At 63.7% G+C, this 26,969-nt stretch carries 22 protein-coding genes and 1 tRNA gene; 22 read left to right on the top strand and 1 reads right to left on the bottom strand.

Features of this window, described 5'->3' with window-relative positions; all coding sequences use genetic code 11:
- Positions 1-147 precede the first annotated feature (147 nt).
- The 11 genes from H6A16_RS08770 (at position 148) to H6A16_RS08720 (ending at position 12,182) form a co-directional block, all read left to right on the top strand.
- Positions 148-1,419 carry an ABC transporter substrate-binding protein gene (locus H6A16_RS08770; protein WP_204618280.1) on the top strand — a complete coding sequence of 424 codons (1,272 nt, stop codon included), beginning with the start codon at positions 148-150 and terminating at the stop codon, positions 1,417-1,419.
- A gap of 89 nt (positions 1,420-1,508) precedes the next feature.
- Complete coding sequence (locus H6A16_RS08765) at positions 1,509-2,390, top strand: branched-chain amino acid ABC transporter permease (RefSeq protein ID WP_204618278.1); 882 nt, start codon at positions 1,509-1,511, stop codon at positions 2,388-2,390.
- Between the two features lie 9 nt (positions 2,391-2,399).
- Positions 2,400-3,488 carry a branched-chain amino acid ABC transporter permease gene (locus H6A16_RS08760; RefSeq protein ID WP_204618343.1) on the top strand — a complete coding sequence of 363 codons (1,089 nt, stop codon included), beginning with the start codon at positions 2,400-2,402 and terminating at the stop codon, positions 3,486-3,488.
- Positions 3,481-4,356 (top strand): ABC transporter ATP-binding protein, encoded by an 876-nt coding sequence (locus H6A16_RS08755; protein ID WP_204618276.1) that lies wholly within the window; start codon positions 3,481-3,483, stop codon positions 4,354-4,356. Before H6A16_RS08760 ends, H6A16_RS08755 begins: the two co-directional genes overlap by 8 nt.
- 2 nt (positions 4,357-4,358) lie before the next feature.
- Positions 4,359-5,060, top strand: a complete 702-nt coding sequence (locus H6A16_RS08750; protein WP_204618274.1) for an ABC transporter ATP-binding protein — start codon at positions 4,359-4,361, stop codon at positions 5,058-5,060.
- A gap of 298 nt (positions 5,061-5,358) precedes the next feature.
- Positions 5,359-7,107: a vWA domain-containing protein gene (locus tag H6A16_RS08745; protein ID WP_204618271.1), complete on the top strand. Its 1,749-nt coding sequence runs from the start codon at positions 5,359-5,361 to the stop codon at positions 7,105-7,107.
- The gene (locus H6A16_RS08740; RefSeq protein ID WP_342589747.1) at positions 6,995-7,783 is read left to right on the top strand and encodes a 5-bromo-4-chloroindolyl phosphate hydrolysis family protein; all 789 of its coding nucleotides are present in this window, start codon (positions 6,995-6,997) and stop codon (positions 7,781-7,783) included. Before H6A16_RS08745 ends, H6A16_RS08740 begins: the two co-directional genes overlap by 113 nt.
- Positions 7,776-8,870 carry a hypothetical protein gene (locus H6A16_RS08735; RefSeq protein WP_204618267.1) on the top strand — a complete coding sequence of 365 codons (1,095 nt, stop codon included), beginning with the start codon at positions 7,776-7,778 and terminating at the stop codon, positions 8,868-8,870. Before H6A16_RS08740 ends, H6A16_RS08735 begins: the two co-directional genes overlap by 8 nt.
- A 56-nt stretch (positions 8,871-8,926) precedes the next feature.
- Positions 8,927-10,081, top strand: coding sequence for a toxic anion resistance protein (locus H6A16_RS08730; RefSeq protein ID WP_204618265.1), 1,155 nt, complete (start codon positions 8,927-8,929; stop codon positions 10,079-10,081).
- 469 nt (positions 10,082-10,550) lie between these two features.
- Entirely contained in the window at positions 10,551-11,291 is a 741-nt protein-coding gene (locus H6A16_RS08725) for a hypothetical protein (RefSeq protein ID WP_204618263.1), read from the top strand.
- 90 nt (positions 11,292-11,381) lie between these two features.
- Entirely contained in the window at positions 11,382-12,182 is an 801-nt protein-coding gene (locus tag H6A16_RS08720; RefSeq protein WP_204618261.1) for a Cof-type HAD-IIB family hydrolase, read from the top strand.
- A gap of 520 nt (positions 12,183-12,702) precedes the next feature.
- Here the strand turns inward: H6A16_RS08720 and H6A16_RS08715 are convergent.
- Positions 12,703-13,716 carry a bile acid:sodium symporter family protein gene (locus H6A16_RS08715; protein WP_204618259.1) on the bottom strand — a complete coding sequence of 338 codons (1,014 nt, stop codon included), beginning with the start codon at positions 13,714-13,716 and terminating at the stop codon, positions 12,703-12,705.
- A 394-nt stretch (positions 13,717-14,110) separates the two neighbouring features.
- Here H6A16_RS08715 and recJ point away from each other — a divergent pair, with 394 nt between their 5' ends.
- The 11 genes from recJ to rplT all read left to right on the top strand — a co-directional run bounded on the left by recJ (position 14,111) and on the right by rplT (position 26,643).
- Entirely contained in the window at positions 14,111-17,446 is a 3,336-nt protein-coding gene (recJ, locus tag H6A16_RS08710; protein WP_204618257.1) for a single-stranded-DNA-specific exonuclease RecJ, read from the top strand.
- Positions 17,447-17,587: 141 nt separating this feature from the next.
- Positions 17,588-19,837 (top strand): bifunctional (p)ppGpp synthetase/guanosine-3',5'-bis(diphosphate) 3'-pyrophosphohydrolase, encoded by a 2,250-nt coding sequence (locus H6A16_RS08705; RefSeq protein ID WP_342589748.1) that lies wholly within the window; start codon positions 17,588-17,590, stop codon positions 19,835-19,837.
- Between the two features lie 303 nt (positions 19,838-20,140).
- Positions 20,141-20,857 carry an MBL fold metallo-hydrolase gene (locus tag H6A16_RS08700; protein WP_204618254.1) on the top strand — a complete coding sequence of 239 codons (717 nt, stop codon included), beginning with the start codon at positions 20,141-20,143 and terminating at the stop codon, positions 20,855-20,857.
- A 255-nt stretch (positions 20,858-21,112) separates the two neighbouring features.
- Positions 21,113-21,790 (top strand): hypothetical protein, encoded by a 678-nt coding sequence (locus tag H6A16_RS08695; RefSeq protein ID WP_204618252.1) that lies wholly within the window; start codon positions 21,113-21,115, stop codon positions 21,788-21,790.
- 266 nt (positions 21,791-22,056) lie between these two features.
- Positions 22,057-22,923 (top strand): class II fructose-1,6-bisphosphate aldolase, encoded by an 867-nt coding sequence (fba, locus tag H6A16_RS08690; RefSeq protein ID WP_204618250.1) that lies wholly within the window; start codon positions 22,057-22,059, stop codon positions 22,921-22,923.
- 279 nt (positions 22,924-23,202) lie between these two features.
- Complete coding sequence (locus H6A16_RS08685) at positions 23,203-24,627, top strand: transglutaminase-like domain-containing protein (protein ID WP_204618248.1); 1,425 nt, start codon at positions 23,203-23,205, stop codon at positions 24,625-24,627.
- A gap of 36 nt (positions 24,628-24,663) precedes the next feature.
- Positions 24,664-24,750: transfer RNA gene (locus tag H6A16_RS08680), tRNA-Leu, on the top strand.
- A gap of 88 nt (positions 24,751-24,838) precedes the next feature.
- A complete protein-coding gene (locus H6A16_RS08675; RefSeq protein ID WP_204618246.1) occupies positions 24,839-25,180 on the top strand; it encodes an arsenate reductase family protein in 342 nt (113 codons plus the stop codon).
- Between the two features lie 237 nt (positions 25,181-25,417).
- On the top strand, positions 25,418-26,005 hold the full coding sequence (infC, locus tag H6A16_RS08670; RefSeq protein ID WP_428830080.1) for a translation initiation factor IF-3: 588 nt from the start codon (positions 25,418-25,420) through the stop codon (positions 26,003-26,005).
- Between the two features lie 26 nt (positions 26,006-26,031).
- Positions 26,032-26,229: a 50S ribosomal protein L35 gene (gene rpmI / locus H6A16_RS08665; RefSeq protein ID WP_204618242.1), complete on the top strand. Its 198-nt coding sequence runs from the start codon at positions 26,032-26,034 to the stop codon at positions 26,227-26,229.
- 54 nt (positions 26,230-26,283) lie between these two features.
- Complete coding sequence (rplT, locus tag H6A16_RS08660; protein ID WP_204618240.1) at positions 26,284-26,643, top strand: 50S ribosomal protein L20; 360 nt, start codon at positions 26,284-26,286, stop codon at positions 26,641-26,643.
- The last annotated feature ends 326 nt before the right edge of the window (positions 26,644-26,969 follow it).

The following is a 26,969-nucleotide window of genomic DNA, read 5'->3' as shown; positions in this document are numbered from 1 at the left end:
ACACCTTACGTTTTTTGCATAAAACGAGTAAGGTGGACCGAACCACCAATACGGGACAGCGGGGGAAAGTCGCCGGTTCTCGGGGGTGGGTGTTTCCATACTCCGCCGAGGCAAGCGCCCCGGCCTCAATGCGAGAGGAGAGCCGTTATGTCGAGCCTCAACGGTACGTCGTTCAACCCTGTCGTCAGCCGCAGGAGCATCATTGCAGGTATTGCCGGTCTGGGGGCCGCGGGCGTTCTCGCCGGCTGCTCCAACGATGAGGGCGCGTCTTCTGCCGGCAGCAGCTCCACGGGCTCCGCGACGGGTGCCGCCTTCAAGATCGGCGGCATCGGACCCACCACCGGCGCTGCGGCCATCTACGGCAACGCCGTGAAGAATGGCGCCCAGATCGCCGTCGACGAGATCAACGCCGCCGGTGGCGACATCCAGTTCGAGCTGAACTTCCAGGACGACGAGAACGACGCCGAGCGCGCCGTCAACGCCTACAACAACCTCAAGGACTGGGGCATGCAGATCCTCATGGGCACCGTGACCACCACCCCGTGCGTCGCCGTGTCCTCCGAGACGAACACCGACAACATGTTCCAGATCACCCCGTCCGGCTCCTCCACCGACGTCATCGGCGGCCAGCCGGATGCCGACGGCAACGTCTCCACGCCGCGCAAGGAGAACGTCTTCCAGATGTGCTTCACCGACCCCAACCAGGGTGCGGCTTCCGCGCAGTACATCTCCGAGCAGGCGCTCGGCACCAAGATCGCCATCATCTACAACAACTCCGACACCTACTCCACCGGCATCTACAACAGCTTCAAGGCCGAGGCTGGCGAGCTGGGTCTGGAGATCGTGTCCGAGACCACCTTCACCGATGACTCCGCGACCGATTTCTCCGTGCAGCTGAACGACGCCAAGAACGCCGGCGCCGACCTGGTGTTCCTGCCGATCTACTACACCCCGATCTCGCTGATCCTCACCCAGGCCAACCAGATGGGCTATGCCCCCAAGTGGTTCGGCGTCGACGGCATGGACGGCCTGCTGACCGTCGAGGGCTTCGACACCGCGCTCGCCGAGGGCTGCATGCTGCTGACCCCGTTCGTCGCTACCGCCGAGGATGAGGCCACCAAGGACTTCGTCGCCAAGTTCGAGGAGATCGCCGACGAGACCCCCAACCAGTTCGCTGCCGACGCCTATGACTGCGTCTACGCGCTCAAGGACGCCCTCGAGCAGGCTGGCGTGGCCGCCGATGCCGATTACTCCGACATCTGCGACGCGCTCGTAGAGGTCTTCACCTCCGGCGACTTCTCGTTCACGGGCCTGACCACCGCCGGCGAGGCCGCCACGTGGTCCGAGACGGGCGAGATCTCCAAGCAGCCCATGGGCATGGTCATCCAGGGCGGCGTCTACATGCCGCTCGATGCCTAGGGCTTAACGCATACGTACGGTTTGAGCGGAGGCTGCCTGCCGCAGGGCGGCCTCCGCTTTCGGTTTATGAAAAGTGGAAAGGAGGGGCCATGGAAATTCTCGCCAATATCATCAACGGTGCGAGCCTCGGCAGCGTGTACGCCATCATCGCTCTGGGCTACACCATGGTGTACGGTATCGCCAAGATGCTCAACTTCGCCCACGGCGACGTCATCATGGTTGGCGCCTATATCTGCTTCTGCGCCGTGAGCTACCTCGGGCTTCCCGCCCTTGCGGGCGTCGTGCTGTCGGTCATTGGCTGCACGGTGCTGGGCATCGTGGTCGAGCGTCTCGCCTATAAGCCCCTGCGCAACGCCCCGTCGCTCAACGTCCTCATCACCGCGATCGGCGTGAGCTACTTCCTGCAGAACGCGGCGCTCCTCATCATGGGCTCCGACCCCAAGTCGTTCTCGTCCATCATCGCCCTGCCCGCTCTGCAGCTGTTCGATGGCCGCCTGACCATCAGTGCCACCGCGGTGATCACGATCCTCGCATGCGTGGTCATCATGGTCGCGCTGACGCTCTTCACCACGAAGACCAAGATGGGCAAGGCCATGCGCGCCTGCTCCGAGGATCGCGACGCAGCCCAGCTCATGGGCATCAACGTGAACTCCACCATCTCGATGGTGTTCGCCATCGGCAGCGGCCTTGCGGCCATCGCCGGTATCCTCATGTGCTCCGCGTACCCCACGCTCATGCCCACGACCGGCTCCATGCCCGGCATCAAGGCCTTCACGGCGGCGGTGCTCGGCGGCATCGGCTCCATTCCCGGCGCCGCACTCGGCGGCGTGCTTCTGGGTATCATCGAGATCCTGGCCCGCGCCTACATCTCGACGCAGCTTGCCGACGCCGTCGTCTTCGCGGTGCTCATCGCCATGCTGCTCATCCGTCCGGCCGGCTTGCTCGGCAAGCCCGTGAACGAGAAGGTGTAGGTGAGACATATGGGTATCAAGGCTTTGAAGCCGCAGACGCGCTCGACGATCATCACCTACGCCATCGTGCTCGTGGCGTTCGTCGCGGTCACGCTGCTCGACGGCATGGGGCTCATCTCCAACTCGCTGTCCGGTCAGCTCGTTCCGATCTGCGCATATGTGTCGCTCGCCGTGTCGCTGAACCTTGTCGTCGGCGTGTCGGGCGAGCTTTCGCTCGGCCACGCGGGTTTCATGAGCGTCGGTGCCTTCACGGGCGTCGTCGCCGCGGGTTGCCTTACGCGCATGGGCATCGAGTCCGAGCTGCTGCTGTTCGTGGCGGCCGCCGCTATCGGCGCCGTCGCCGCCGGCATCATCGGCTTTCTGGTGGGCATCCCCGTCATGCGCCTGCGCGGCGACTACCTCGCCATCGTGACGCTCGCGTTCGGCGAGATCATCAAGAACCTGCTGAACAACTTCTATATCGGTGTCGATGACGCCGGTCTGCACTTCTCGATGACCGACAGCTCCTCGCTCGGCATGAACCAGGGCATGATCCTCGTCAACGGCCCGAAGGGCGCCGTGGGCATCGATAAGATCTCGACGTTCGCGCTGGGTATCGTGCTCGTGCTCATCACCGTTGCCGTGGTGCTCAATCTCATGCACAGCCGCGACGGCCGCGCCATCATGGCCGTGCGCGACAACCGCATCGCCGCGGAGAGCGTGGGCATCAACGTCACCAAGTACCGCCTCATGGCCTTCACCGTGGCCTCCGCCCTCGCGGGCGCCGCGGGCGTGCTGTACGCCATGAACTACTCGACCATCACGCCGTCGCAGTTCGACTTCAACCAGTCGATCCTGATTCTGGTGTATGTGGTCCTGGGTGGCATGGGCAACATCTCCGGTTCCATCATCTCGGCGGCCTTCCTCACGGTGCTGCCCGAGGTGCTGCGCCCGATCAACAACTACCGCATGCTCATCTACGCTGTGGTCCTCATCCTCGTGATGGTCGTGCCCAACACGAAGCTCTACCAGCGCGCGGCCGAGGCCCTGCGCTCCAAGCTGCGCCGTGAGCCCAAGACCCCTGCCGCGGCCACGGAAGGCGGTGAGGGCAATGAGTAAGTTCACCGATTTTGCCAAGCAGCGTCGCGAGAGCACCAAGATGGTGCCGGTGCCGAGCGTGTCCATCATGCCCGAGCGCGATCTGGGCAAGGCCCCTGCGCTCGAGTGCCTGCATCTGGGCATCGACTTCGGCGGTCTTAAGGCCGTCGATGACTTCAACATCACTGTCGGTCGCACCGAGATCTGCGGTCTCATCGGCCCCAACGGTGCCGGCAAGACCACGGTGTTCAACCTGCTCACCAAGGTCTACCAGCCCACGCGCGGAACCATCATGGTCGACGGCCACGACACCGCCGGCCTCGACCCGGCGCGCGTGAACCGCTTGGGCGTGGCGCGTACGTTCCAGAACATCCGCCTGTTCAACACGCTGACGGTGGAGGAGAACGTCGCGGTCGGCCTGCACAACCAGCACCACTGCGGCATGGCGACCTCCATCCTGCGCCTGCCCCATCACTGGAAGAGCGAGAAGTACTACCACGAGCGCGCGCTCGAGCTGCTCGACATCTTCGACATGGCCGGCCTTGCCGACCACGAGGCGGGAAGCCTTCCCTACGGCGCCCAGCGTCGTCTCGAGATCGTGCGCGCGCTGGCCACGAACCCGAAGCTGCTGCTGCTCGACGAGCCGGCGGCGGGCATGAACCCGTCCGAGACGGCTGAGCTCATGGAGAACATCGTCAAGATCCGCGATCAGTTCCAGATCGCCATCATGCTCATCGAGCACGACATGAACCTCGTCATGAACATCTGCGAGGGCATCTGCGTGCTCAACTTCGGCAAGATCATCGCCAAGGGCACGCCCGAGGAGATCCAGCAGAACGACGCCGTCATCGAGGCCTACCTCGGTAAGCAGAAGGAGGTCGAGGCGTAAAGATGCTTTCCGTCTACAACATCAACGTGTGGTATGGCGCGATCCACGCCATCAAGAACGTCTCCTTCGAGGTCAACGATGGCGAGATCGTCGCGCTCATCGGCGCGAACGGCGCCGGCAAGTCCACGACGCTCAAGACGCTCTCGGGCCTTCTGCGCTCGCGTTCGGGCTCCATCAAGTTCATGGACACCGACATCATGCACACCCCTGCCGAGAAGATCGTGGAGCAGGGCCTTGTGCACGTTCCCGAGGGCCGTCGCATCTTCCAGCAGATGACGGTCGAGGAGAACCTCGACATGGGCGCCTACACGCAGCCCAAGGAGACCATCACGAGCAATCTCGAGCGCGTCTACGAGCACTTCCCGCGCCTGAAGGAGCGCCGCCGCCAGATCGCCGGCACGCTGTCGGGCGGCGAGCAGCAGATGCTCGCCATGGGTCGTGCGCTCATGGCCAACCCGAAGCTGCTCATGCTCGACGAGCCGTCGATGGGCCTGGCGCCCATCCTGGTCGAGCAGATCTTCGAGATCATCCAGGCGCTGCACCAGGCGGGCACGACGATTCTGCTCGTCGAGCAGAACGCCCAGGCGGCGCTTTCGATCGCCACGCGCGGCTACGTCATGGAGACCGGCACCATCACGCTGTCCGGCTCCGGTCAGGATCTGCTGCACAACGACGACGTCCGCAAGGCCTATCTGGGCGGCTGACGCGAAGCAGAGCGGCTAGCTTGGCAGCTGGGATAGCCCATCTGCCACGGTTTCGGCGGCCGGCTTCCCGCATGGGAGGCCGGCCGCCTTTTCTGCGCGCATACCCGTGTCTGCTTTCGGGCTTGCATGAGAGTCTCCTTTTGAAGGAGCTTCCTGGATGAAAAGGCGCAGGAAGCTCCTTCCATTCGCCTCGATCATCCATGCCCGCGGGCTTTACATTGCTCTGATATGCGTTTGATAGAATGGCAAAACCACAGGTAGCTTGGGTAATTCAAGCGGTTTGGGCGGAGGTTTCGCCATGAAGGGTCATCGGTTTGCGGCAGGGTTTCTGGCAAGCGTGCTGATGGTCGTGCTGTGCACGGTGCTCGTGGGGTGCTCCGGTCTGACGGAGAGCGCCCCTGAAGCGGCCTCCGACACTCCGGCCCAGACAGACTCCCAGGAGCCCTCAGAGGTCGCAGGCGTGACCGTGGCCGAGCAGGATAATGTCCAGACGTTCGATCTGACCGACGGCGAACCGGTGGCCACGCTTAAGATCGCGTCAGGCTCCGAAAACAAGGAGGCGGCGCGCGCCATCAAGTACGCCGTCGGCGCCACCGGCGTTGCCGTCGAGATGCACTACATGGGTTCGCTCGATATCATGGCGGTGCTCGAGGCGGGCGGCGAGGACTACGACGCCGTCTGGCCCGCCTCGTCCATGTGGATCTCGATGGGCGACACGCAGCGTATCACGCGCAACGTGCAGTCGACCTCGACGACGCCCGTCGTGTTCGGCATCGCGAAATCGAAAGCAATAGAGCTCGGGTGGGCAGACGAGTCGGGTACGACGACCTCACCTACAACCGCCGAGATTCTCGAGGCTGTGCAGGAGGGAAGGCTTACGTTCGCCATGACATCGGCGACGCAGTCGAACAGCGGCGCTTCTGCTTATCTTGCCTTCTTGACGGCGCTGTCGGAAGCCGACGGGCCGCTTACCTCCGAGGACCTCGCCGACGGTAACCTTACCGGCCGGGTGGCGGCACTGCTTGATGGCGTGGACCGCTCCTCGGGTTCGTCTGACTGGCTGAAGGAGATGGTCGTGGCCGACCCCGATCAGCACCAGGCGATGGTGAACTACGAATCTCTCGTCTCGCAGGCGAACCGTGAACTTGAAGAGGCGGGTGATGAGCCGATGCTCGTCATCTACCCGGCCGACGGCATAGCGGTGTCCGACAGCCCTCTGGCGTTCGTCGACCGCGGGCAGAGCGAAGAGGCGGAGTCCGCCTTTAAGAGTTTCCAGGAGGCGCTCGCCGAACCCGAGGCCACCCTCGAGATGGAGCGCGTGGGACGGCGAACGGGCTTGGGAGGAAAGGTCGTTCATGCCGATGATGCCGAAGTCGAGCAGGCGTTCAGCTCCGAGTGGGGGATCATCGAGGATGCGAGTGCGCTCAAGTCGATACCGCTGCCGGCAGGCGATGTGATCTCGCAGGCGCTCACGCTCTACCAGACCGGTCTCAAGAAGGCCTCCTATACCGTGTGGGCTGTCGACTACTCCGGCTCGATGCTCGGCGCGGGTAAGCAGGGTGTCGTCGACGGACTCACCCAAGCGCTTGACCCGGCGCGCGCGGCAGAGTCCATGATCCAGCCGACCGAGGATGACGTGAACGTGCTCATCCCGTTTGCCGGGCAGCCTGACGAGGCACTCGTCGCGACGGGTTCCGATACCGCGGCGCTGCTCCGGTACGCGCGGGATCGCGAGGCCATCGGCGGTACCGACATGTACGCGGCCCTCATACGCGCGCTCGATTTCGCACGCCAGGCGAAGACTGAGGGCGGCTACACGGTTGCGATCGCCCTCATGAGCGATGGCGTATCCGAGACGTACACGCGCGACGCGTTCATCTCCGCCTACGCCGAGGCGGCCGTGGACGTACCTATCTTTCCCATCATGTTCGGCGATGCCGACCCCACGCAGCTCGATGAGCTTTCGAGCTTATCCAACGGACGGACCTTCGACGGGCGCTCCGGAGACCTTGCATCGGTCTTCCGCCAGGTCAAAGGCTACAACTAGGGTGCACGGGTATATGGGGTATGTCGTAGGCGCGATAGCGGGCATCGCAGCGGGCATTGCATGCGCGGTGATCATCGGCGGCGCTTTGGGGCTCGCGGTGGGCGTCGCAGTCGCGGGGCTTCTGTATGTGGGCGTCGGCGCGCTGCTGCGTCCCGAGCGTCGGCTGGCGGGCGTGGCGGCGAGTATGCTTCCCGAAGGGGATGCCGCGGTGGAGAAGATTGACGCGGCGCATCGGCTCGTGCGCGAAATCGGGGCGCGTCGCGGCAAGATCCGCGATGCGGCCATCAACCGCGAGGTGGACGATCTCTTGCGCGATATCAGCGCGCTCGTCACGGCGGTCGAGGAACAGCCGGCCACCTATCGGCGCCTCGGCCATTTTCTGTCGACCTATGCGGACCAATGCGTGCGCATGCTCGATGGCTATCTGGCTGTCGAGCGCTTGAGCACGCCGGAGCTTCTGCGGGGCGCGCACGCGGATGCGCTCGAGGCGCTCGCAGCGCTGCAGGGTGCGGCCAAAGGTGAGCTTGCGCGTGCGACCGGTGCGAAGGCATCGGAGCTCGAGGCAAGCTCGGAGGCCATTAAACGCCTGATGGAGATGGATGGATACAAGCCGGATGCACCGGCGGACGCGACGTCGTCTGATGGTGGTGGAAGAATGGAACAAGAGGATGTCTAAGGGCAGGATCATCGGATTGATATGCGTGCTCGCGGCGGTGCTTGTCGTCGGCGGCGCGATGCTGTTTCGGCAGGCGCAGCCCGAGCCCGAGCCTGCGCCCGCGCCGGTGGAGCCCATCGAGATGACGGGATATCTCGGCGGCGAGAAGATCTCTTTGTTCGATGACCCCGAGTTCATCAGCCTGGCGGAGCAGGCGGCGCTTTCCATCGGCTATCGCAAGGCGGGGTCGCTCGCCATGATGGAGGCGCCCATCGAGGGCATGGACTACCTGTTTCCCTCGTCGCAAGCTGCGGTGGCACACGGACATGAACGGGGAATCGAGCCCGTGTCCGAACAGATCGTGCTGAACTCGCCCATTGTGATCTACACCTATCGCGACGTTGCCGATGCGCTCGTGGGGTCGGGAATCATGGCTAAAGACGGAGAAGTCTACACCTTGAACGTCGATGCCGCCGTGGAAGCGATGCTTGCCGACCGTACATGGGCGGACCTCGGTTACACCGCGGGATACGGCCAGTTCCGCATCGATAGCACCGATCCGGCGGAGTCCAACTCGGGTAACGAGTGGGCAGCGCTCGTCGCGAACTCGCTGGCGGGCGGCCAGCCGGCTTCCGTCGAGAGCATCGACGCGAATGTGGGGTCCATCCGTAAGATCTTCGCGAAGTCCGGCTGGATGGAGACGAGCTCTGAGGACTCCTTCCGTCAGTTTCTGACGCTCGGTGAGGGGTCGAAGCCCATGATGGTTGGCTATGAGAGCCAAGTGCTCGACCTGTCGGTCAACGAGCCCGATCTGTTCGCACAGGTGGCCGATAGCCTGGTGGTCGCCTACACAACGCCGACCGTGTGGTCGACGCATGTGATCATGGCGCTCGACGAGGCGGGCGAGCAGCTGACCGAGTTCTTGATGAGCGATGAGGTGCAGAAGCTCGCGTGGGAGCGCCACGGGTTCCGGGGAGCCTCGCAGCTCGGCACCGACAGCGCTGAGCGCTTCGGCGTCGCCGGCATCGCCGAGCGCGTGCCCGCCGCGGTTGAGCTGCCCGCACCGGCAGCTATGGGCCGGCTGATCGAAGTCGTGAGCGGCTCGTAGGGGCCCTGCGCATATCTATACGATTTCGGCGCCATGCCGAGACGAGGAGGTTTGCCATGTCCGACACTCAGCTCGACACAACGGTTTCTCAGACGAAGAGGATCAACCTTGCGGATATCGCCGCCTCGCAGGGGGCGACATTGCAGCAACAGGCGGCGCCTGTCGCCCTTGAGCGGCCGCCTGCGGTTGCGCTGTCCGATGAGGACCAGGCGCGCGCCCATGAGATTGCGCGCGGCATCGATTTCATGAAGTCGGGTATCGAGAGCACCTATGCGCGCGACGCGCAGCGCTCGATGTCTGATTTTGCCGACGACGTGCTCTCCCGCACGTCGAGCAAGTCGACAGGTGAGGCCGGCAAGCTGCTGCGCGAGCTGCTGACCGATGTCGAGAGCGCCGAGCTTTCCGGTGTGAAGCAGGTTCCCATCATCGGTAAGGTCGTCGTTGGCATCGACAAGCTGCGTCGCACCTATCAGAAGGTATCGCCCCAGGTCGATGAGGTCGTGGAGAAGCTCGAGCGCGCCCAGGCGCAGATGATTGCCGACATTGCCATGTACGACACCATGTACCAGCGCAACGTCGAGCAGTACCGCTCGCTCAAGGTTTACATCGCTGCCGGCCACGAGGCGCTTGGAGCGTTTCGCTCGGAGCAGCTCCCGGCGCTCGAGGCGGAGGCGCAGGCATCCGGCGACGCGATGGGCGCGCAGGTGCTCAAGGACTTCAAGGACAAGCTCGACCGCTTCGAGAAGCGTCTGGACGATCTCGACCGCGTGAGCATCGTAAGCTTGCAAATGGCGCCGCAGATCAAGCTGCTGCAAAACGCCGACAAGAGCATCTCCGACAAGATCGACACGACGATCTCCACCACCATCCCGCTCTGGAAGTCGCAGATGGTGATCGCACTCGGCCTGGCTAACCAGAAGGCGGCGCTTACCCTCCAGAAGGACGTGGATGACACCACGAACAAGCTGCTGCGTGCCAACGCCGAGGCTCTGCAGCAAGGCGCGGTGGATGCCGAGCGCGCCACGCAGCGCGGCACCGTCGACGTGGAAACGCTCGAAGAGGTGAACAAGCGCCTGATCGACACGCTGCACGAGACGCTGAAGATTCAGCAGGAGGGCCGCGCTGCGCGCGCCGATGCGGAGGGCCGCATGCGCCAGATCGAGTCCGATCTGAAGACGGCACTGCTTGAGGCTGCGCGTTCCGAAGGGTAGCCTCGGGTTCCGTTCCACCGTTGCTCGCGACAGGCGCTTCGCAGGTCGGACATCTGCGAAGCGCCCCAGCTTCCCGGTTCCTCGGCGGATGTCATGATGCTCAGGGTGCGTTTTCTCGAGGCCGTACGTGTCGGGTTCGCCGAACCCGATTGCATCCGCCTGTCTCCTGCGCACTCGTTTGCGCTTCTTGTGCCCAGTTGGCGTCGTCTCGATCAAGATGCATTCGATGTGGGAATACTGGCTTCAAAGGGAGGTTGTCTGCCTGCGGAGGGGCGTTATGGGATTACCGTTTTGGTTGTTTCTTGCCGTGACGCTTGCCATCTGCTGGGTTGCGGACAACCGGTGAGATGCTCGTGCCGTTGGGCTACGCCCGCGCGACATAGGCCGATGCGCGACGCGGCGGGCGGGCGAACGAGCTGTGGACTCCCTGTACCATGAAGGCGGAACTCACCCGGTTAGGGGGCACGATATGACCAACCGAGGCCGCGGTATCGGCTATACGCTTGCAACAACGTTTATGGGCATCGCGATCTCTGCCTGTATGCTCGCTGCCATACTGGTAGGATGCGCGTCGCCGAGTGCGACCGATGCGGCCAAGGGCGTCTCCGCCCCACAGGGCTCTGCGGAGGTCTCTGCCGATCCCGCTGCGAGCGGGGAGGACGAGAAGGATTCCGAGGGCTCGGAGCTCACTCCCGGCATCAACGTGATCAGGCATTCCGCGTACCTGCGCGCCCTGCCACAGGGCGTACTCGCCGGCGCCCATGCCGATGCGACCACCTCCGACGACATGATCGCGTGCGATCCGCGCTTCGCCGAGGCCCTTGCGGAAGGGGGTATCTCCACAGGCGATATCGCCTCGGCGTGCGGCGCCTCCTCCTTTGCCGAGGCCCTCGATGCCGATCCTTTGGGCACAACGGAGGCGATACGCCAGCTGCTCGAGCGGGCGGGCTACGAGGATAGCTTCTCCAAGGGCACGCCCGTGTTCGGCGAGTCGCAGGGCGTTACGTTCACGATCAGCTTCGACGGCGGTGGGCTCAGCGCGATCGCCTACGCGCATTCCGAGGACTTCGGCCAGGCATTCAAGCTCACTGTCGGCCTCGATGCCTATCGCGGGACGTTCGAATACGTGACCGACGTGTTTCCCACCGCGGCGGCGCTGAGGGATATCGTCCCGCAAGTCTTTGCGGAGTATGGTGCCGACACCTGGTAGGTCGATACCGCGAAGTGGGGATATGCCCTCGCCTCCAGCGTGCGCACGCTATAATGCTTCCGGAATCGAGTCGGATGGAGGCATAAGGTTATGGAAAGCGCGCATATTCTCGACCCCGCGCCGCGGGCGTTCTTCTTCGATGTGGACGGCACGCTCGTCTCCCATAAGACCAAGCGCGTCCCGCCCAGCACGGTCGAGGCTCTCGAGGAGCTGCGCCGCCGCGGCTGCAAGGTCTTCGTGGCGACCGGCCGCTCCATGAGCGAGTTCCATTTCCTGCCGCTTCAGGACCTCACATTCGACGGATATGTTCTGGTGGGTGGCCAGGAAGCACGTGATGCGCAGCGAAACGTTGTCTTCGCCGACCCCATTGTGGGCCACGATCTCGACGTGCTGCACGAAGAGTTCTATGCGCGCCGACGCCCCATCCTGTTTTATGAGTCGGTGCGCATGTACATTAATGTTGTGACCGACCATGTGCGCCAGGTGGAGGAGGAAGTCTCCACGCCGGTGCCCGCGATCGACGAGCCGAATCCGGAGATCCCGGTGCTCAAGGCCATCGTGTACGAGGACTCCCTGCGTGAGGACGATCTCATGGCGCGTCTTCCCGGCTGCAAGGCGACGCGCTGGCATCGCGGCGCCTATGACATCGTGCCTGCGCACGGCGGCAAGGTGGCGGGCATCAAGGCGCTGCTCGACCATTACGGCATTCCGCAGGAGCAGACCATGGCGTTCGGCGACGGCGAGAACGATGCCGACATGCTGAGGTTCGTGCGCATGGGCGTTTCCATGGGCAACGGCGATGCCGAGGCGAAAGCCGCTGCCGACTATATCTGCGGCGATATCGACGAGGACGGCCTCGCTCGCGCACTGGAGCATTTCGGCCTGCTGTAGCGCGTCGCGGTATCAAGTGGACGATCTGCCATTGAACGGTCGTTGCGCATCCGCTTGGCGGGCTGTTTGGCGCACCGCCGGGGCTTGCTAGGCTGTAACGGGTGTTGCGGCCGGGGGTTGTTCGGCGGGCCGCGCACGGTCGAGGCGAGGCTGACGGTCAGGCATCCACAAAAAGGCTTAGCGCAGCCTGTTTTATGCAGGTGGTTTGTCCGCAGAGAGCGACGCGAGGCAGGTTGAGTGTCAAATTCGCGACTTTTGAGATACCTCACAAGAACGGTGGGTAGATTGAATGTCTGGAGGGTCTCAATTCTATGCAGTCATGATCGTAAATGCGCTGTTCAGATGAATTGCGTATACATGACCAATGACCGAATCAATCGAGGCGCGATGCAACCCTCTCAAAAGTCGCAAATTTGATCCTTGCATCTCACGTTGACGTAGCCTGCGGTGCAAAACCGGCATATTCATCCAAGAAAGACCCCAGCGCAGTACGATGGAGCCGCCCAAGGGCAGCGAATCGCTAGCGGTTCCGTTTGCGCAACAGGCGCTTTGCCTGCTCGACCTTCCGGTCGCGCTCGGCAGTGTCCTCGGAGCAGAGCCGCTCGATGATATGACCGAACGTCGCTGCGAGAATCTGCTGGAAGATCGTGCCGCACATCACGGGAAACACGGTCTCGCCGGGAAAATACTGCGCGGCGAGCGTGGCGCCCGACGAGATATTGCGCAGGCCGCAGTCGAAGCTCATGGTCACGAGCAGCGACTGGGAGCCGTGCATGAGGCGCGCGACCGACAGACCGATAAAGAACCCGCAGGTGGCAAACACCAAGATGAACAAGGCGACCTCCAGGCGCTGCAGGTTCATGTTGAGCACGTAGGCGCTCATCTTCGTGGAGTTGGCGGTGATGTTCAGCAGCATGAGCACGCGACATGCAGGGCTCAGGGCGCCGGAGAGCTTCTCGTGTCCCCATCCGCGCGTGAGCTCGTTGACGGCCATGCCCGCAATCGCGGGCGCTGCGATCATGAAGATCAGGTCGACGATCATGCCCATGACGTCGATGTGCACGGTGGCGCCGAGCAGGAATGAGAGCGTAGCCGGGATCGTGAACGGCGAGAGCACCGTCGATACGAGGATTGCCGCCAGGCCGAGCGAGGTGTCGCCGCGATACATGTCGACCCACATGAAGCTCACGATGCCGATGGGTACGCTGTACTCGAGTACGATGCCGGTCACGAGGTCCATGTTGTCGCCGAATAGCAGCATGGCACACGCATAGGCGAGGCCAGGCATGAGTACCATGATGACGCCGAGGATGATGAGCAGGTTCAAAGGATGGCGGAACACGCCGGCGAGCTGCTTGAAGGTGTTGTTGAGCGACCCCTGGAACGTCATGATGGCGAACATGATGGGCCCGAAGGTCGACACGGGACCGAAAGCCTGGGGGAGCAGGACGCCGAGCGCCACGCATAGGGGAACGAAAAACGTCATGTGCGACGAAAGGTACGACCCCATCTGGCGGTAGCCCTGTGCGATCATCTGCGCGATACCCCCTTCCTCAACAGCTTGTCGTCACGACGGCACGGGCGAGCCCCGCGTTGCCGCAAGCTATGCTAGCGCACCCGTGTTACCGGTCGATTGCACCTTCGCTGCGCTTCACAAAACAAGGTGCACACGCCAGGTCGTTGCGTATCGGTCCGTCGCCCTCGATGACGCTCCACCTCCGTAACGCTTCCGTCCATCCGGTCGGATGGGGGATTTGTCCGCTTCGTGCGTATAATTGGGGGCGAACAACAGCACGGCCCGCCGCAGCGGGCTCATCTTCTAGGAAGTGCCCCTATGCCTCGACCGCATATCCGGCACGGTGCGTCCTGCGCGCGCCGCGCATCATCATGCATCGCCCCCGTACCTCGAGCTGATAGGGCGGTGCAGCATGTCCACGCTTAAGACATCCCACCGTTGGACCGTCGTCGATCGGGACGAGGCCGCCGAGCGGCGACTGTCCGCCGGCCTCGGCGTGGCGCCGCTCGTCGCGCGCATTATGGCGGCGCGCGGTATCCGCTCGGTGGAGGAGGGGCGGCTGTTCCTCACCCCGTCGCTCGAGCGCGATTGGGCCGATCCGTCGTGCATCCCCGGCCTGTTCGACGTGGCCGATCGCGTGTGCGCCGCGCTCGACGCGCAGGAGTCCATCGCGGTGTTCGGCGATTTCGACGTGGACGGCATCACCTCGACCTGCCTGCTCACCGAGGCGCTGCGTGTTCTGGGCGGCACGGTCCATCCCTTCATTCCCCATCGTTTCGAGGAGGGCTACGGCCTGACGACGGCGGCGCTCGATCGCGTGGCGCAGGCGTGCCATCCCTCGCTCATCGTGACGGTCGACAACGGCATCGCAGCGCGCGAGGAGGTCGCGGCCCTCACGGCCCGCGGCGTGGATATAGCCGTGACCGACCATCACGAGCCGGCAGATCTGGTGCCCGTGGGCGTGCCCGTGGCGGACCCCAAGCTCGTTGCCGACAGCCCGAGCCGCGAGCTCGCCGGTGCGGGCGTGGCGCTCAAGCTCGTCCAGGTGCTGGGCGAGCGCCGTGGCATGCCCGATCTGTGGCGCCGCTATACCGAGGTCGCGGCTCTCGGCACGGTGTCCGACATGATGCTGCTCACGCCCGAGAACCGCGCGCTGGTGGCCGAGGGCATCGCCCAGATGCGCGCCACCGCGCGCCCGGGATTCATCGCGCTCGCATCGCTTGCCCGCACGGACCTCGCCACCATAACCGCCGATTCGCTCTCGTTCTCGCTCATCCCGCGCCTCAACTCCGCGGGCCGCATGGCCGACCCGACGCTGGCGCTCGACCTGCTGCTCGCGACGGATCCTATCGAGGCGGGACGGCTCGCCGCGGAGCTCGAGCACATCAATCAGGAGCGCCGCGATATCGAGTCGAAGCTAGCCGACGAGGCCATCGACCTCGTGGAGCGCACCTATGACGGCAGCCGCGTCATCGTCGTGGGCGGCGAGGGCTGGCATGAGGGCGTGAAGGGCATCGTGGCGAGCCGCCTCACGAGTCGCTATCACGTGCCTGCGCTCATGTTCTCCATTGTCGACGGCATCGCGCGCGGGTCGGGGCGCTCGGTCGGGTCGGTCAACCTGTTCGATGCGGTCGAGCAGTGCTCCGACGTGCTCATCCGCTTCGGCGGCCATGCGGGGGCGGTGGGCGTAACGCTCGACGCCTCGCGCCTCGACGAGTTCCGCACCCGTTTGGCAGAGGTGCTCGACCGTCTGCCGGCCGAGCAGTTCGAGGACCGTCGTGAGGTCACCGCCATGGTGGAGCTCTCGGAGCTCGATATCGATACCATCCAGGCCATCTCGGCGCTCGAACCGTTCGGCCAGGGCAACAAGGTCCCGCTGCTCGGTGTGGCGGGCGTGACCATGGTCGATCGCGCCGCGGTGGGCAAGAGCGGCGAGCATATGCGCTTCGTGGCAACCGACGGCATCGCGAGCGTGCCCGCCATCATGTTCCGCGTGCCCGATATCGACGACCGCGTCGCATGCGATTCGGTGGTCGACCTCGTGTTCGAGGCGGTCGCCGAGCACTGGCAGGGCAGGGTGAAGCCGAAGCTCATGGTGAAGGACATCCTGTGCCATTCGTGCGACGACTCGTCGTGCGATATCACGCCGGCGGGCGCCGTCGATGGGGATGCCGAGGCTGCAGACGCCGCCATGCTGCTCGAGGCTGCCGATCCCGCGCCCGCGGCGGCAGACCCCGCCGTCTCGTCCGATCGCCGACGTATGCTCTCCCGGCTTTCCTACGACGAGCTCACCCGCTCGCTTATTCACTCGCTTATCGGGTCGGCGCGCCCGCATAGAACCCAAACCGAGGCGCTCGATGCCTTGGCACGGGGCAAGGGCGTGCTTGCGGTCATGGGCACGGGGCGGGGCAAATCGTTGATCTTCCATGTGCACGCGGCGCGCGAGGCGATTCTGCGCGGGCGCGCGAGCGTGCTCGTGTACCCTCTGCGCGCGCTCGTGGCCGACCAATCGTTCCACCTCGTGAACGCGCTTTCCGACCTCGGCCTGCATGTTCAGGTCCTGACCGGCGGCACGTCTGTCGACCAGCGCGATGGCGCCTTTGCGCGCCTGGCGCAGGGGGCCACCGACATCGTGCTCACTACACCGGAGTTTCTCGCCATCAACCGCGCGCGGTTCGCGCAGGCGGGGCGTATCGGATTCGTGGTGATCGACGAGGCGCACCACGCGGGCATGGCGCGCAGTGGGGAGCGCGACGCCTATCTCGACCTGCCGGATATCTTGGGCGCCCTCAACCGTCCGACGGTGCTTGCGACGACGGCCACCTGCGATGACCGCATCCTCTCCGAGATTCGCCGGCTGCTGCCCATCGATCGCATCGTGGTCGACGACGCCGTGCGCGAGAACCTGCGCATGGAGGACGACCGCGACCTTGCGAGCAGGGAGAACCGTCTGGTGTCCATCGTGGCGCTCGGCGAGAAATGCGTGGTGTACGTCAACTCGCGCGAGCAGGCCATGACGCTTGCCGGCATGCTGCGCCGCCGCGTGCCCGAGCTCGCGAGCAGGATCGCCTTCTACCACGCCGGGCTCTCGCGCGACGATCGCCGCCGTGTCGAGGATGCCTTCCGCTCGGGCGAGCTTAGCTGCATCGTGTCGACCTCGGCGTTCGGCGAGGGCGTCAACCTTCCCGACATCCGCCATGTCGTGCTGTACCACATGCCGTTCGGCGCCATCGAGTTCAACCAGATGAGCGGCCGCGCCGGGCGCGATGGCATGCCCGCCCTCATCCACCTGCTGTACTCGACGCGCGACGCGCGCATCAACGAGCGCCTGCTGGACATCGCGGCGCCCGAGCGCGATGAGCTCGTCACGCTGTATCGCGCGCTGCAGACCATGTGGCGCTCCAACCGGACACGCACCGGCCAGGATAGCTTCTCGGCAAGCGACCTCGACATCGCGCAGATGTGCCTTGCCATCGATGCGCGCTTCCCGGTCAACGAGCGGACGGTATCGTGCGGCCTCGCCGTGTTCGAGGAGCTGGGCTTCGCATCCATCACGGGTTTCGATGACGGCAGGCGCATCCAGATGGCAGAGCATCCGGGGCGCGTCGACCTCACGAGTTCCATCCGCTACCTCGAGGGCATCCATGCGCGCATGGAGTTCTCGGCGTTCAGGAGCTGGGCGCTCAGCGCATCGGCATCTGATATGCTTGACCGTATCAACAGACCTATCACGCCACAGAGCAGGTAAGAGGGGGACGCCATGGACGCCTCTGCGAACAAGCCGATGTTCGGCACGAAGCCGCACAAGCACAGCAATCAGAAGGGCGAGCTGCAGCCCACATCAGCTCTTGTCCACTATGCTCATGCGGACGACCTGCCCTTCGAGATCATGGCGGACAACTACGACAAGCTCGCGAACCTCTGCCGCAAGTACATGGGCGACGACGACCGCGACAAGGTGGAGCACGCCTACTGCTTCGCGGCCGAGAAACACGCCAAGCAGAAGCGCCGCAGCGGCGAGATGTACATCAACCACCCCGTCGAGGTCGCCATCATCCTGGCCGAGCTCAAGATGGACTGCGACGTGGTGTGCGCCGCCCTGCTGCACGATACGGTCGAGGACACCGAGACCTCTCTTGCCGACGTGAGCGGGATGTTCGGCGATACGGTTGCCGAGCTCGTCGATGGCGTGACGAAGCTCACGAACATCGACGTCGACACGATGGACGAGAAGCAGGCGCTGAACCTGCGCAAGATGTTCCTCGCCATGAGCCGCGACATCCGCGTGGTCATCGTCAAGCTCGCCGACCGTCTGCACAACATGCGTACGCTCGCCGCGCTGCGCGAGGATCGCCGCCTGTTCAAGGCGCGCGAGACCATGGACGTCTACGCGCCGCTTGCCGACCGCCTGGGTATCTCATCCATCAAATGGGAACTCGAGGACCTCTCGTTCTTCTATCTGGAGCCCGAGGCCTACCAGCGCATCGCCCGCATGGTCGCCGAGAGCCGCGAGGTGCGCGAGCGCTTTTTGGCCGACACCATCAAGACGCTCGACGACGAGCTCAAGCGCGTCGGCCTGACCGGTTACCAGATCAACGGCCGTTCCAAGCACTACTGGTCCATCTATCAGAAGATGAAGCGCAAGGGCAAGGAGTTCTCCGAGATCTACGACCTCGTCGCGCTTCGCGTCATCACCAATTCGGTGGGCGATTGCTATTCCGCGCTGGGCGCGGTCCATACCCTGTGGCATCCCATGCCGGGACGCTTCAAGGACTACATCGCCATGCCGAAGCTCAACAACTACCAGTCGCTCCACACGACGGTCATCGGCCCGACCGCGCGTCCGCTCGAGATCCAGATTCGCACCTACGAGATGCACGAGCAGGCTGAATACGGCATCGCCGCGCACTGGCTGTACAAGCGCTCCGGCGGCTCGAGCGCGACCAAGTCGAACGAGGCCCAGCGACTCGACGACCAGATCAACATGCTCAAGCACTCGCTCGACTGGGCGGCTTCCGACGAGATCGACGACGCCAAGGAGTTCCTCCACACGCTGAAGGCCGATCTCTACGACACCGAGATCTTCGTGTTCACGCCCAAGGGCGAGGTCATGAGCCTGCGCGCCGGGGCGACGCCGCTCGACTTCGCCTACGCCGTCCACACCGAGGTGGGCAACCACTGCGTGGGCGCCAAGGTGAACGGCGTCATGGCGCCGCTCACCCATGAGCTGGCCACGGGCGACCGCGTGGAGATCATGACCAACAAGGCGTCGAGGCCATCGCGCGACTGGCTGAACATCGTGCGCACGCCCTCGGCGCGCTCCAAGATCAAGCGCTATTTCGCTGCCGCCACCAAGGACGACAACGCGACGGCCGGTCGCGACATGCTCGCCAAGGACCTGCGCAAGCGCGGATACGGCATCTCGACGCAGCGCACGACGCGCGCGCTCAACACCGTTGCCGAGCAGCTGAACCTCAAGCAGATCGACGACATCTTCGCCGCGATCGGCGCCGGTAAGCTGCCCGTGCGCATGGTGGGCAACAAGGTGCAGCAGATTCTCGACCCCAAGCCCGAGATCCCGACGAAGGCCGAGCCCGCCGCCACCGAGGTCGAGCGCGGGTCCAACCGCAAGCCGCGCTCGTCGAGCAAGTCCAATTCCGGCGTCATCGTCAAGGGCGGCGAGAGCAAGGACCTGCTCGTGCGCCTCGCGCATTGCTGCAACCCCGTTGCGGGAGACGACATCGTCGGCTTCATCACGCGCGGTCGCGGCGTATCGGTGCATCGTGCGAATTGCCCGAACGTGAAGGGTCTCATGGAGCACCCCGAGCGCATGATCGAGGTCGAGTGGGATAACGCGGCCGATGCCCTGTTCCAGGTCGAGATTGTTGTCGAGTGCCTCGACCGCATGGGCCTGCTCAAGGACGTCACGATCGCCATCGGAGATGTCGGCGGCAACATCCTGTCGGCGGCGACATCCACCGACCGCGAGGGCATGGCGGTCCTGCGCTTCCTCGTCGAGATCTCCGATGCAAGCGGCCTCGACCCGCTGTTCGCCTCCATCTCGGCTGTCGAGAGCGTCTACGACGTTCGCCGCCTCATGCCGGGAGAGGGTAACATCACCATGAAGCGCCGGGGTTAGGCCTTCCCAGGCACCCCACCTCGCCGTTCAATCGGTCGGTCGCCGCGCCAAGGCGTGCTTCCTTCCTCTTTCACGGCGATCTGGGGCACCTGGAAAGGCCTAACAGCCGGATTGGGTCCCGATCCTGCCCTCAAGCCTTCGGGCGCCGCACGCAAGGCGTGCGCCCTCGGCTTTCGGGGCAATCTCGGGCACCTGGGAAGGCCTCGGGCCGGACCCGGGTCTACCTGGAAAGGCCTCGCAGCTGTTTCGACATCTCATGCCCCGCGGGATCGCCTGCGGGGCGTTTCATGCGAAAGGAATGACATGACTGGCATGCCTGCCTCCGATTTCTCACTCGACCTCGAGCCGCACGGGACGCTTTCCATCGAGTGCGTGGAAAACGGGCCCATCCAGACGAACACGTACTTTGTGACCTCCGACGACGAGGCAGTGGTGATTGATCCCGCTTGGGAAGGGGAGGAGCTCGCTCGGCACTTCGCGGTGCGCCATCCCGAGGTCCGCATCGTGGCGCTCGTGTGCACGCATGGACACGCCGACCATACGGGAGGCGTCGCGGGCCTGCGCCGCGCCCTGGGCGACGACGTTCCCTTCGTTATCGCTGCCGACGACGTCGAGACCGCAAGGGACCACGTCGGATGGCTGCGCCAGGCGTGGGGTATCGATACCGAGCAGCCGCCTGCGCCCGATCGCCTACTGACAGAGGGTGATCGCATCGAGTTCGGCGACGTGAACCTGCAGGTCATCGCCACGCCGGGCCATACCCCGGGCGGTATCGTGCTGTTTGCCGCGACCGAGAGCGGCAACGTGGCGTTTTGCGGCGACACGCTGTTCCCGGGCGGCCATGGGCGTACCGATCTTCCCGGCGGCGACGAGACGACCATCATGCACTCGCTTGCGCATCTGTTTCGCCTGCTGCCTCAGGACACGCTCTGCCTGTGCGGCCACGGGCAATCGACGACTGCGGGGGCTGAGCTCGAGGGCAACCTCTTCGTGCGCCGCGCGCTCAATATGGGCTATTAAAAGCGCATCCCCTGGACCTCGGAGCGTGACATCGCGACCTATGGGATTTCTGCGTCGCCAAACAGCTTGACCAAAAAGGGGGAGGGCACTGAGCTGGGAGTTCGGCGCCCTCCCTCCCGCTTTGTCGGGATTCTGTTGGGCACACTGCATATGCGGTAAGACATGCGAAAAATACTATACGAAGTCCGATATAAATTAAGACTCCTATCGCTACCCTTACGATGTCCCAGAGGCATTGTATAGGGAGGTACCGAGATGGAGACTGGTGGAAGTGCGCTGAGGGCGGTCGAGCTTGCGGTCAAGCGGATGCACGATTCGCTCGATGGGATGCTGGATGAGGCGAGCGGGGAGTTCGACAGCTGCGTAGATCCTGCTGTCTGCTACGAGCCGAGTCCCACCGAGAGCGATCTGGTGGTCGCGAGCATGTGCTATTTCGAGTGGCTGGTGTTCGAGCGGCCGATGCGCGAGGGGAAGACGCCCCTGCAGGTTCTTGTCGACGATCCGCCCGAGGATTTTCCTGCTCAGATGGTTGATGTGCTGCGCCAGGTGGCACAGACGCAGTTCTTCTCGCGATTTGCCATCGAAAAGAAAGATCTGCAGACCTGCATGGCGAATTTGGTGGACGTTCGAACGGGGCAAGGCTATGAGGTGTTCGCGCGGCATCTGTGCGAGGTCGACCGGTGGAAAGAAGGGACGATCGGCATGCGCATCGCCTGCGTGGACGGGCTGTGGCAGGACACCGGCAAGGTGAGCCTCTACGACCGCTGTCCTCCGCGGCCGGTTGACGAGAATTCCGCCGGCGAGATCCACCCGGGCGATATCGAGCTCCCCGAAGCTGCACAGCGCAGCTATTATCTGCGTCTCGTACGCGATCTCATCGGCGTGGACGGCAGGTTCCGCAGCTCCGCGCGGTACGTGGGCGGTCCGGTTTAGCCCGCGTTGTGTCCGCATCTGCCGAGTTTCCGCACGCAGGCTTGTCACTCGGACCCCCTTTGCCCCCGCTGGCGATTATGGGAAGGTTTCCACAAATTAACACCAGCGTCTTTCAGAGTGTCTGAGCGATGCCTTTGAGCTGGGGGAATCTGTCGCAAAATGAGGGGTCTTGCTGCGATTTCGGCAGTACATTTGCGATATCTGCCGTAATGGACAGTGGTAGAATTGCCGAAGGTATTGGAGCAACCTAAACAGGAGGTCTTCTTATGCTCGTTAACGCGGCAGAGATGCTCAAGAACGCCGAGGCCGGCCACTACGCCCTCGGTGCGTTCAACACCAACAACCTCGAGTGGACCCTTTCCATCCTTCAGGCTGCCGAGGAGGCTAAGTCCCCTCTGATCATGCAGTGCACCGGTGGTGCCGCCAAGTGGATGGGCGGCTACAAGGTCTGCGCCGACATGGTCAAGGCTGCCGTTGAGGCCCTGAACATCACCGTCCCCGTTGCCCTGCACCTCGACCACGGTTCGTATGAGGACTGCTTCAAGTGCATCGAGGCTGGCTTCACGTCCATCATGTACGACGGCTCCCATGAGGAGACCTTCCAGATCAACCTTGACCGCACCAAGGAGCTCGTGGAGCTCGCCCACTCCAAGGGCATCTCCATCGAGGCCGAGGTCGGCGGCATCGGCGGCGTCGAGGACGGCGTTGCCTCCAACGGCGAGCTCGCCGATCCCGCCGAGTGCAAGCAGATCGCCGACCTGGGCGTCGACTTCCTCGCTTGCGGCATCGGCAACATCCATGGCGTGTACCCGGCCGACTGGGCTGGTCTGTCCTTTGACCGTCTGGCCGAGATCAAGGCCGAGGTCGGCGACCTCCCGCTCGTCCTTCACGGCGGTACCGGCATCCCCGTTGACCAGATCCAGAAGGCCATCTCCATGGGCGTTTCCAAGATCAACGTCAACACCGACCTCCAGCTCGTCTTTGCCGCTGCGACTCGCGGCTACATCGAGGAGGGCAAGGATCAGCAGGGCAAGGGCTATGACCCCCGCAAGCTGCTGAAGCCCGGCCGCGATGCCATCGTCGCCCGCACCAAGGAACTCATGGAGGAGTTCGGCTCTGTGAACAAGGCGTAACGCCTGGCCCCATAAAACGCGGAAGGCCCCGGAGGGTTTCCACGCTGACGTCCTCGCCGCTTCGCGGCTGCGGGATTGTCAGCTTAGGAAATCCCTCCGGGGCCTTCCCGCGTTTTATGGGGCCAGGGGTTTCGATTTGCGGCAGAGCAGGCGAAGCTGGGCGGGGGTTGGGGTCGGGACGTTGTGCTGCGCTTCGCGCCTCGGGGGTGTTGGGGGTAGAATCGGGAGTGGCCCGCTGCGGCTTGCGGCGGGATTCGGTACGCGATGCGAGGGGGAGAGATGGCGGTTAGGACTGAGTGGCCTGAGGAGGGCAAGCTTGTTGTGGATGGGCCGGTCGGATGCACCGACGAGGTATCCAACGACGATTACCGCTTTCTGGTCGTGGGGCTGCCCGCAGAGATCGAGCGGCTCAAGCAGGCGGGGTATCTTCGCGAGGCCGTGCACGCGTGCGACGAGCTGCTGAGCGGCGATATCACACCGGAGCTCGCGGCGTGCCTGCGTGTCGAGCGCCATCGCATGGGCAGGCTCGCGAAGCAGTTCTGCGTGACGCGCGCGGATGCCCTTGCGGCCATTCGATCCGAGTGGCCGGACTTCACCGAAAAGCAGCTGGATGACCTCATCGCGCGCAAGCGCATCGACACCCGCTTCATCGAGGGCGAGCAGCGCTTCCTCGACAACTTCCTCGACTCGCTGCGCGTGTATCCGCACGAGGTCCCCGGCCTCAAGAAGGAGGAGTCCCGCGACCTCGAGATGCGCGACGCCATGCTCGACCGCATGCATGAGAAGGGTGGCCTGACCTGCGAGATCGCGCTTAAGGTCTCCATCGATATCCCCGGTGCCACGCCGGGCGAGATGCTCCGCGCCTGGCTGCCCGTCCCGGCCGCCTGTCCGCAGCAATCCGATATCGACGTCTACGATTGGACCCCCGGCGTGCTCGTTGCCAAGGAGGATGCCCCCGCGCGCACGGCGTTTTGGGGGTCGAGGGAGAACCATTCCTTCGAGGCGAGCTACCGTTACCGCATCCACGCCCCGTATGTCGACACCTGCGCGCCGGCTCCCGCGGAGCACGTCGTAGCAGATGATACGGTCACCGATGACGACCTTGCCGAGCTTGCGCCCCATATCGTGTTCACGCCGTACCTGTGCACCCTGACCGCGCGCGTCGTCGGCGACATCGAGCGCCCGATCGACCAGGCGCGCGCCATCTACGATTACATCACGAAGAACGTGGATTACCGCTATCAGCCCCCGTATGCCCAGCTCGACTGCATTCCAGATAACTGCGCGAAGTCGCTGCGCGGCGACTGCGGCGTCATGGCGCTCACCTTTATCACGATGTGCCGTATCGCGGGCATTCCCGCGCGTTGGCAAAGCGGACTATATGTCTCCCCGGATTACGTGGGCCCGCACGATTGGGCGATGTTCCACACCGATGAGTTCGGCTGGCTGTGGGCCGACTGCTCGTTCGGCTCGTCCGCTCGCCGCGAGGGCAACGAGGCACGTCGTCTCCACTACTTCGGCAACCTCGATCCCTGGCGCATGGTGGCGAACTCCCAGTACCAGGCAGAGCTGACGCCGGCATCCAACGGCGTGCGCTGGGATCCGTTCGATAACCAGATGGGCGAGGCGACCGTGGAGGGCCGCGGATGCGACGAGGACGAGATGCGCCGCGCCATCGAGCTTGTCGAAATGCACGAGGTGTAACCGACCGGCCGTATGCTACTATAGGTCGCGTGCTGTGCCCGAGTGGCGGAATTGGCAGACGCAGTGGACTCAAAATCCACCGGTGGCGACATCGTGCGAGTTCGAGTCTCGCCTCGGGCACCATATAGAACAGTCAGGGCCCCAGCAATGGGGCCCTTTTCATAAGCGGGGTAAAGGGGGGCGCCGTCCCCTTTTGCCCGGGGGAGGTCCCATGAACATCCAGATCTTCGGCACCAAGAAGAGCTTCGACACCAAGAAGGCCCAGCGCTACTTCAAGGAGCGCCGCATCAAGTTCCAGTTCATCGACCTGAAGGAAAAGGAGATGAGCAAAGGTGAGCTCATGAGCGTCATGCAGGCAGCGGGCGGCATCGATGCGCTCATCGACCCCAAGGCGAAAGATCAGGACACCGTTGCACTCATCACCTATCTCGCCGAGAGCCAGAAGTTCGACAAGCTCCTCGAGAACCAGCAGGTCCTGCGGGAGCCCATCGTGCGCAACGGCAAGAAGGCGACGATCGGCTATGAGCCCGATATCTGGAAGACGTGGGAATAGGCCGAGCCGCTGTCGCTTGATTCCTATGGCGAAAGCATGAAGGCCCAACTGCCGAGCGACTTTGTGCTAGTATAGCCAACGCACTGATTCCAGTGCCCATCGAAAGCGGGGCAAGAGCTCCCACCTTTCGGCGCCTGCGAGGTAGCTGTCTGGTTGCACAACAGAAGATCAAGGCGAATCATGCCTTAATTTGACCTGTGTACCCGGATGCCGCCTGTCAGGCATCCGGGTATTGTTTTGTCTCTCAAGAAGGAGGTTGGGACAATAGCTAAGTCTGATGCCACCCGCATCAACGGGGAGATCACCGCGACCACCTGCCGTCTCATCGGTGTCGACGGTTCGCAGCTCGGCCTGTTTGGCATCCGCGACGCCCAGCGCGTCGCTGACGAGCAGGGACTCGACCTGGTGGAGATCGCGCCCAACGCGGAGCCCCCGGTTTGCAGGGTCATGGATTATGGCAAGTTCAAGTACCAGCAGGCCATGAAGGCCAAGCAGGCCCGCAAGAACCAGTCGCGGGTCGAGGTCAAGGAAATGAAGTTCCGGCCTAAGATCGATGTGGGCGATTACGAGACCAAGAAGGGTCACGTGATGCGCTTCCTGAAGAAGGGCGCCCGCGTCAAGGTCACCATCATGTTCCGTGGCCGCGAGATGGCCCATCCCGAGCAGGGTCTCAATGTGCTCGAGCGCCTGGCAGCGGACCTCAAGCCGTATGCCACGGTCGAGAGCGCTCCCAAGCTCGAGGGACGTAACATGCTCATGCTCCTCGCTCCCATCAAGGGCGCCTTCGACAATGTCGAGGACAGCGAGAACGAAGCTAAGAAATAGCGTAAGGAAGATTAAGGAGAAGTCTCATGCCTAAGATGAAGTCCCACAGCGGCACCAAGAAGCGTTATCGCCGCACCGGTACGGGCAAGCTCATGCGCGCCAAGGCCTTCAAGAGCCACATTCTCACCAAGAAGACCACCAAGCGCAAGCGCAACTTCCGTCAGGAGACCGAGATCGCCGCTGCCGACAAGAAGGTCGTCACCGCGCGTCTCGCCGGCCGCTAAGCCGAACTTCCCATCTTACGTACGAAAGACTATTTGACTAGGAGTTGATCAGATATGGCACGTGTGAAGCGCGCTGTGAGCGCCAAGAAGAAGCGCCGTACCGTTATGAGCCGTGCGAAGGGTTACTACGGTGCCGCTTCGCGTACGTATAAGCATGCCAAGGAGCAGGTCCAGCACTCCCTGCAGTACCAGTACCGCGATCGTCGCAACAAGAAGCGCGAGATCCGCAGCCTCTGGATCACCCGTATCAACGCCGCCGCGCGTCTGAACGGCCTGTCCTACTCGCAGTTCATGCACGGCCTGAAGCTTGCCGGCATCGAGCTGGATCGCAAGGTTCTCGCTCAGATGGCTTACGAGGACACCGAGTCCTTCAACGAGCTTGCCGCCATCGCCAAGAAGGCGCTCGAGGCTTAAGCCAGCTGCCTATAGCTATTGCAACGGGGTGCCTGAGGGTACCCCGTTTCGTTTGAATGTCTACAAAGAAAAGCACGCCGCCAGGTTAGGACTCTATAAGGTCTAGGGGGAAGGCCATAGGGCAGGGAAGGCCGTTAGCGCCTATACGGTAAAGATCGGGTGAGTTAACGGAAAGAATGGTGCAAATATGTAGACAGTGTGGAGGGAGAGAATCCCGCCCCCGGCGCCCCCGGGGAGTGGCACTATATCTCCCTGCCGCGCGGGCGAGCACCCGCGGCGGGCACCTTGAGAACCGGATACCGCGGGCAGGCCGACGAGGCCTGCCG

The organism is Collinsella tanakaei, from assembly GCF_016900375.1.
Taxonomy (GTDB): Bacteria; Actinomycetota; Coriobacteriia; order Coriobacteriales; family Coriobacteriaceae; genus Collinsella.
Note: the sequence above shows the minus strand (reverse complement) of the source record. Positions and strands in the feature narration are given on the sequence as shown.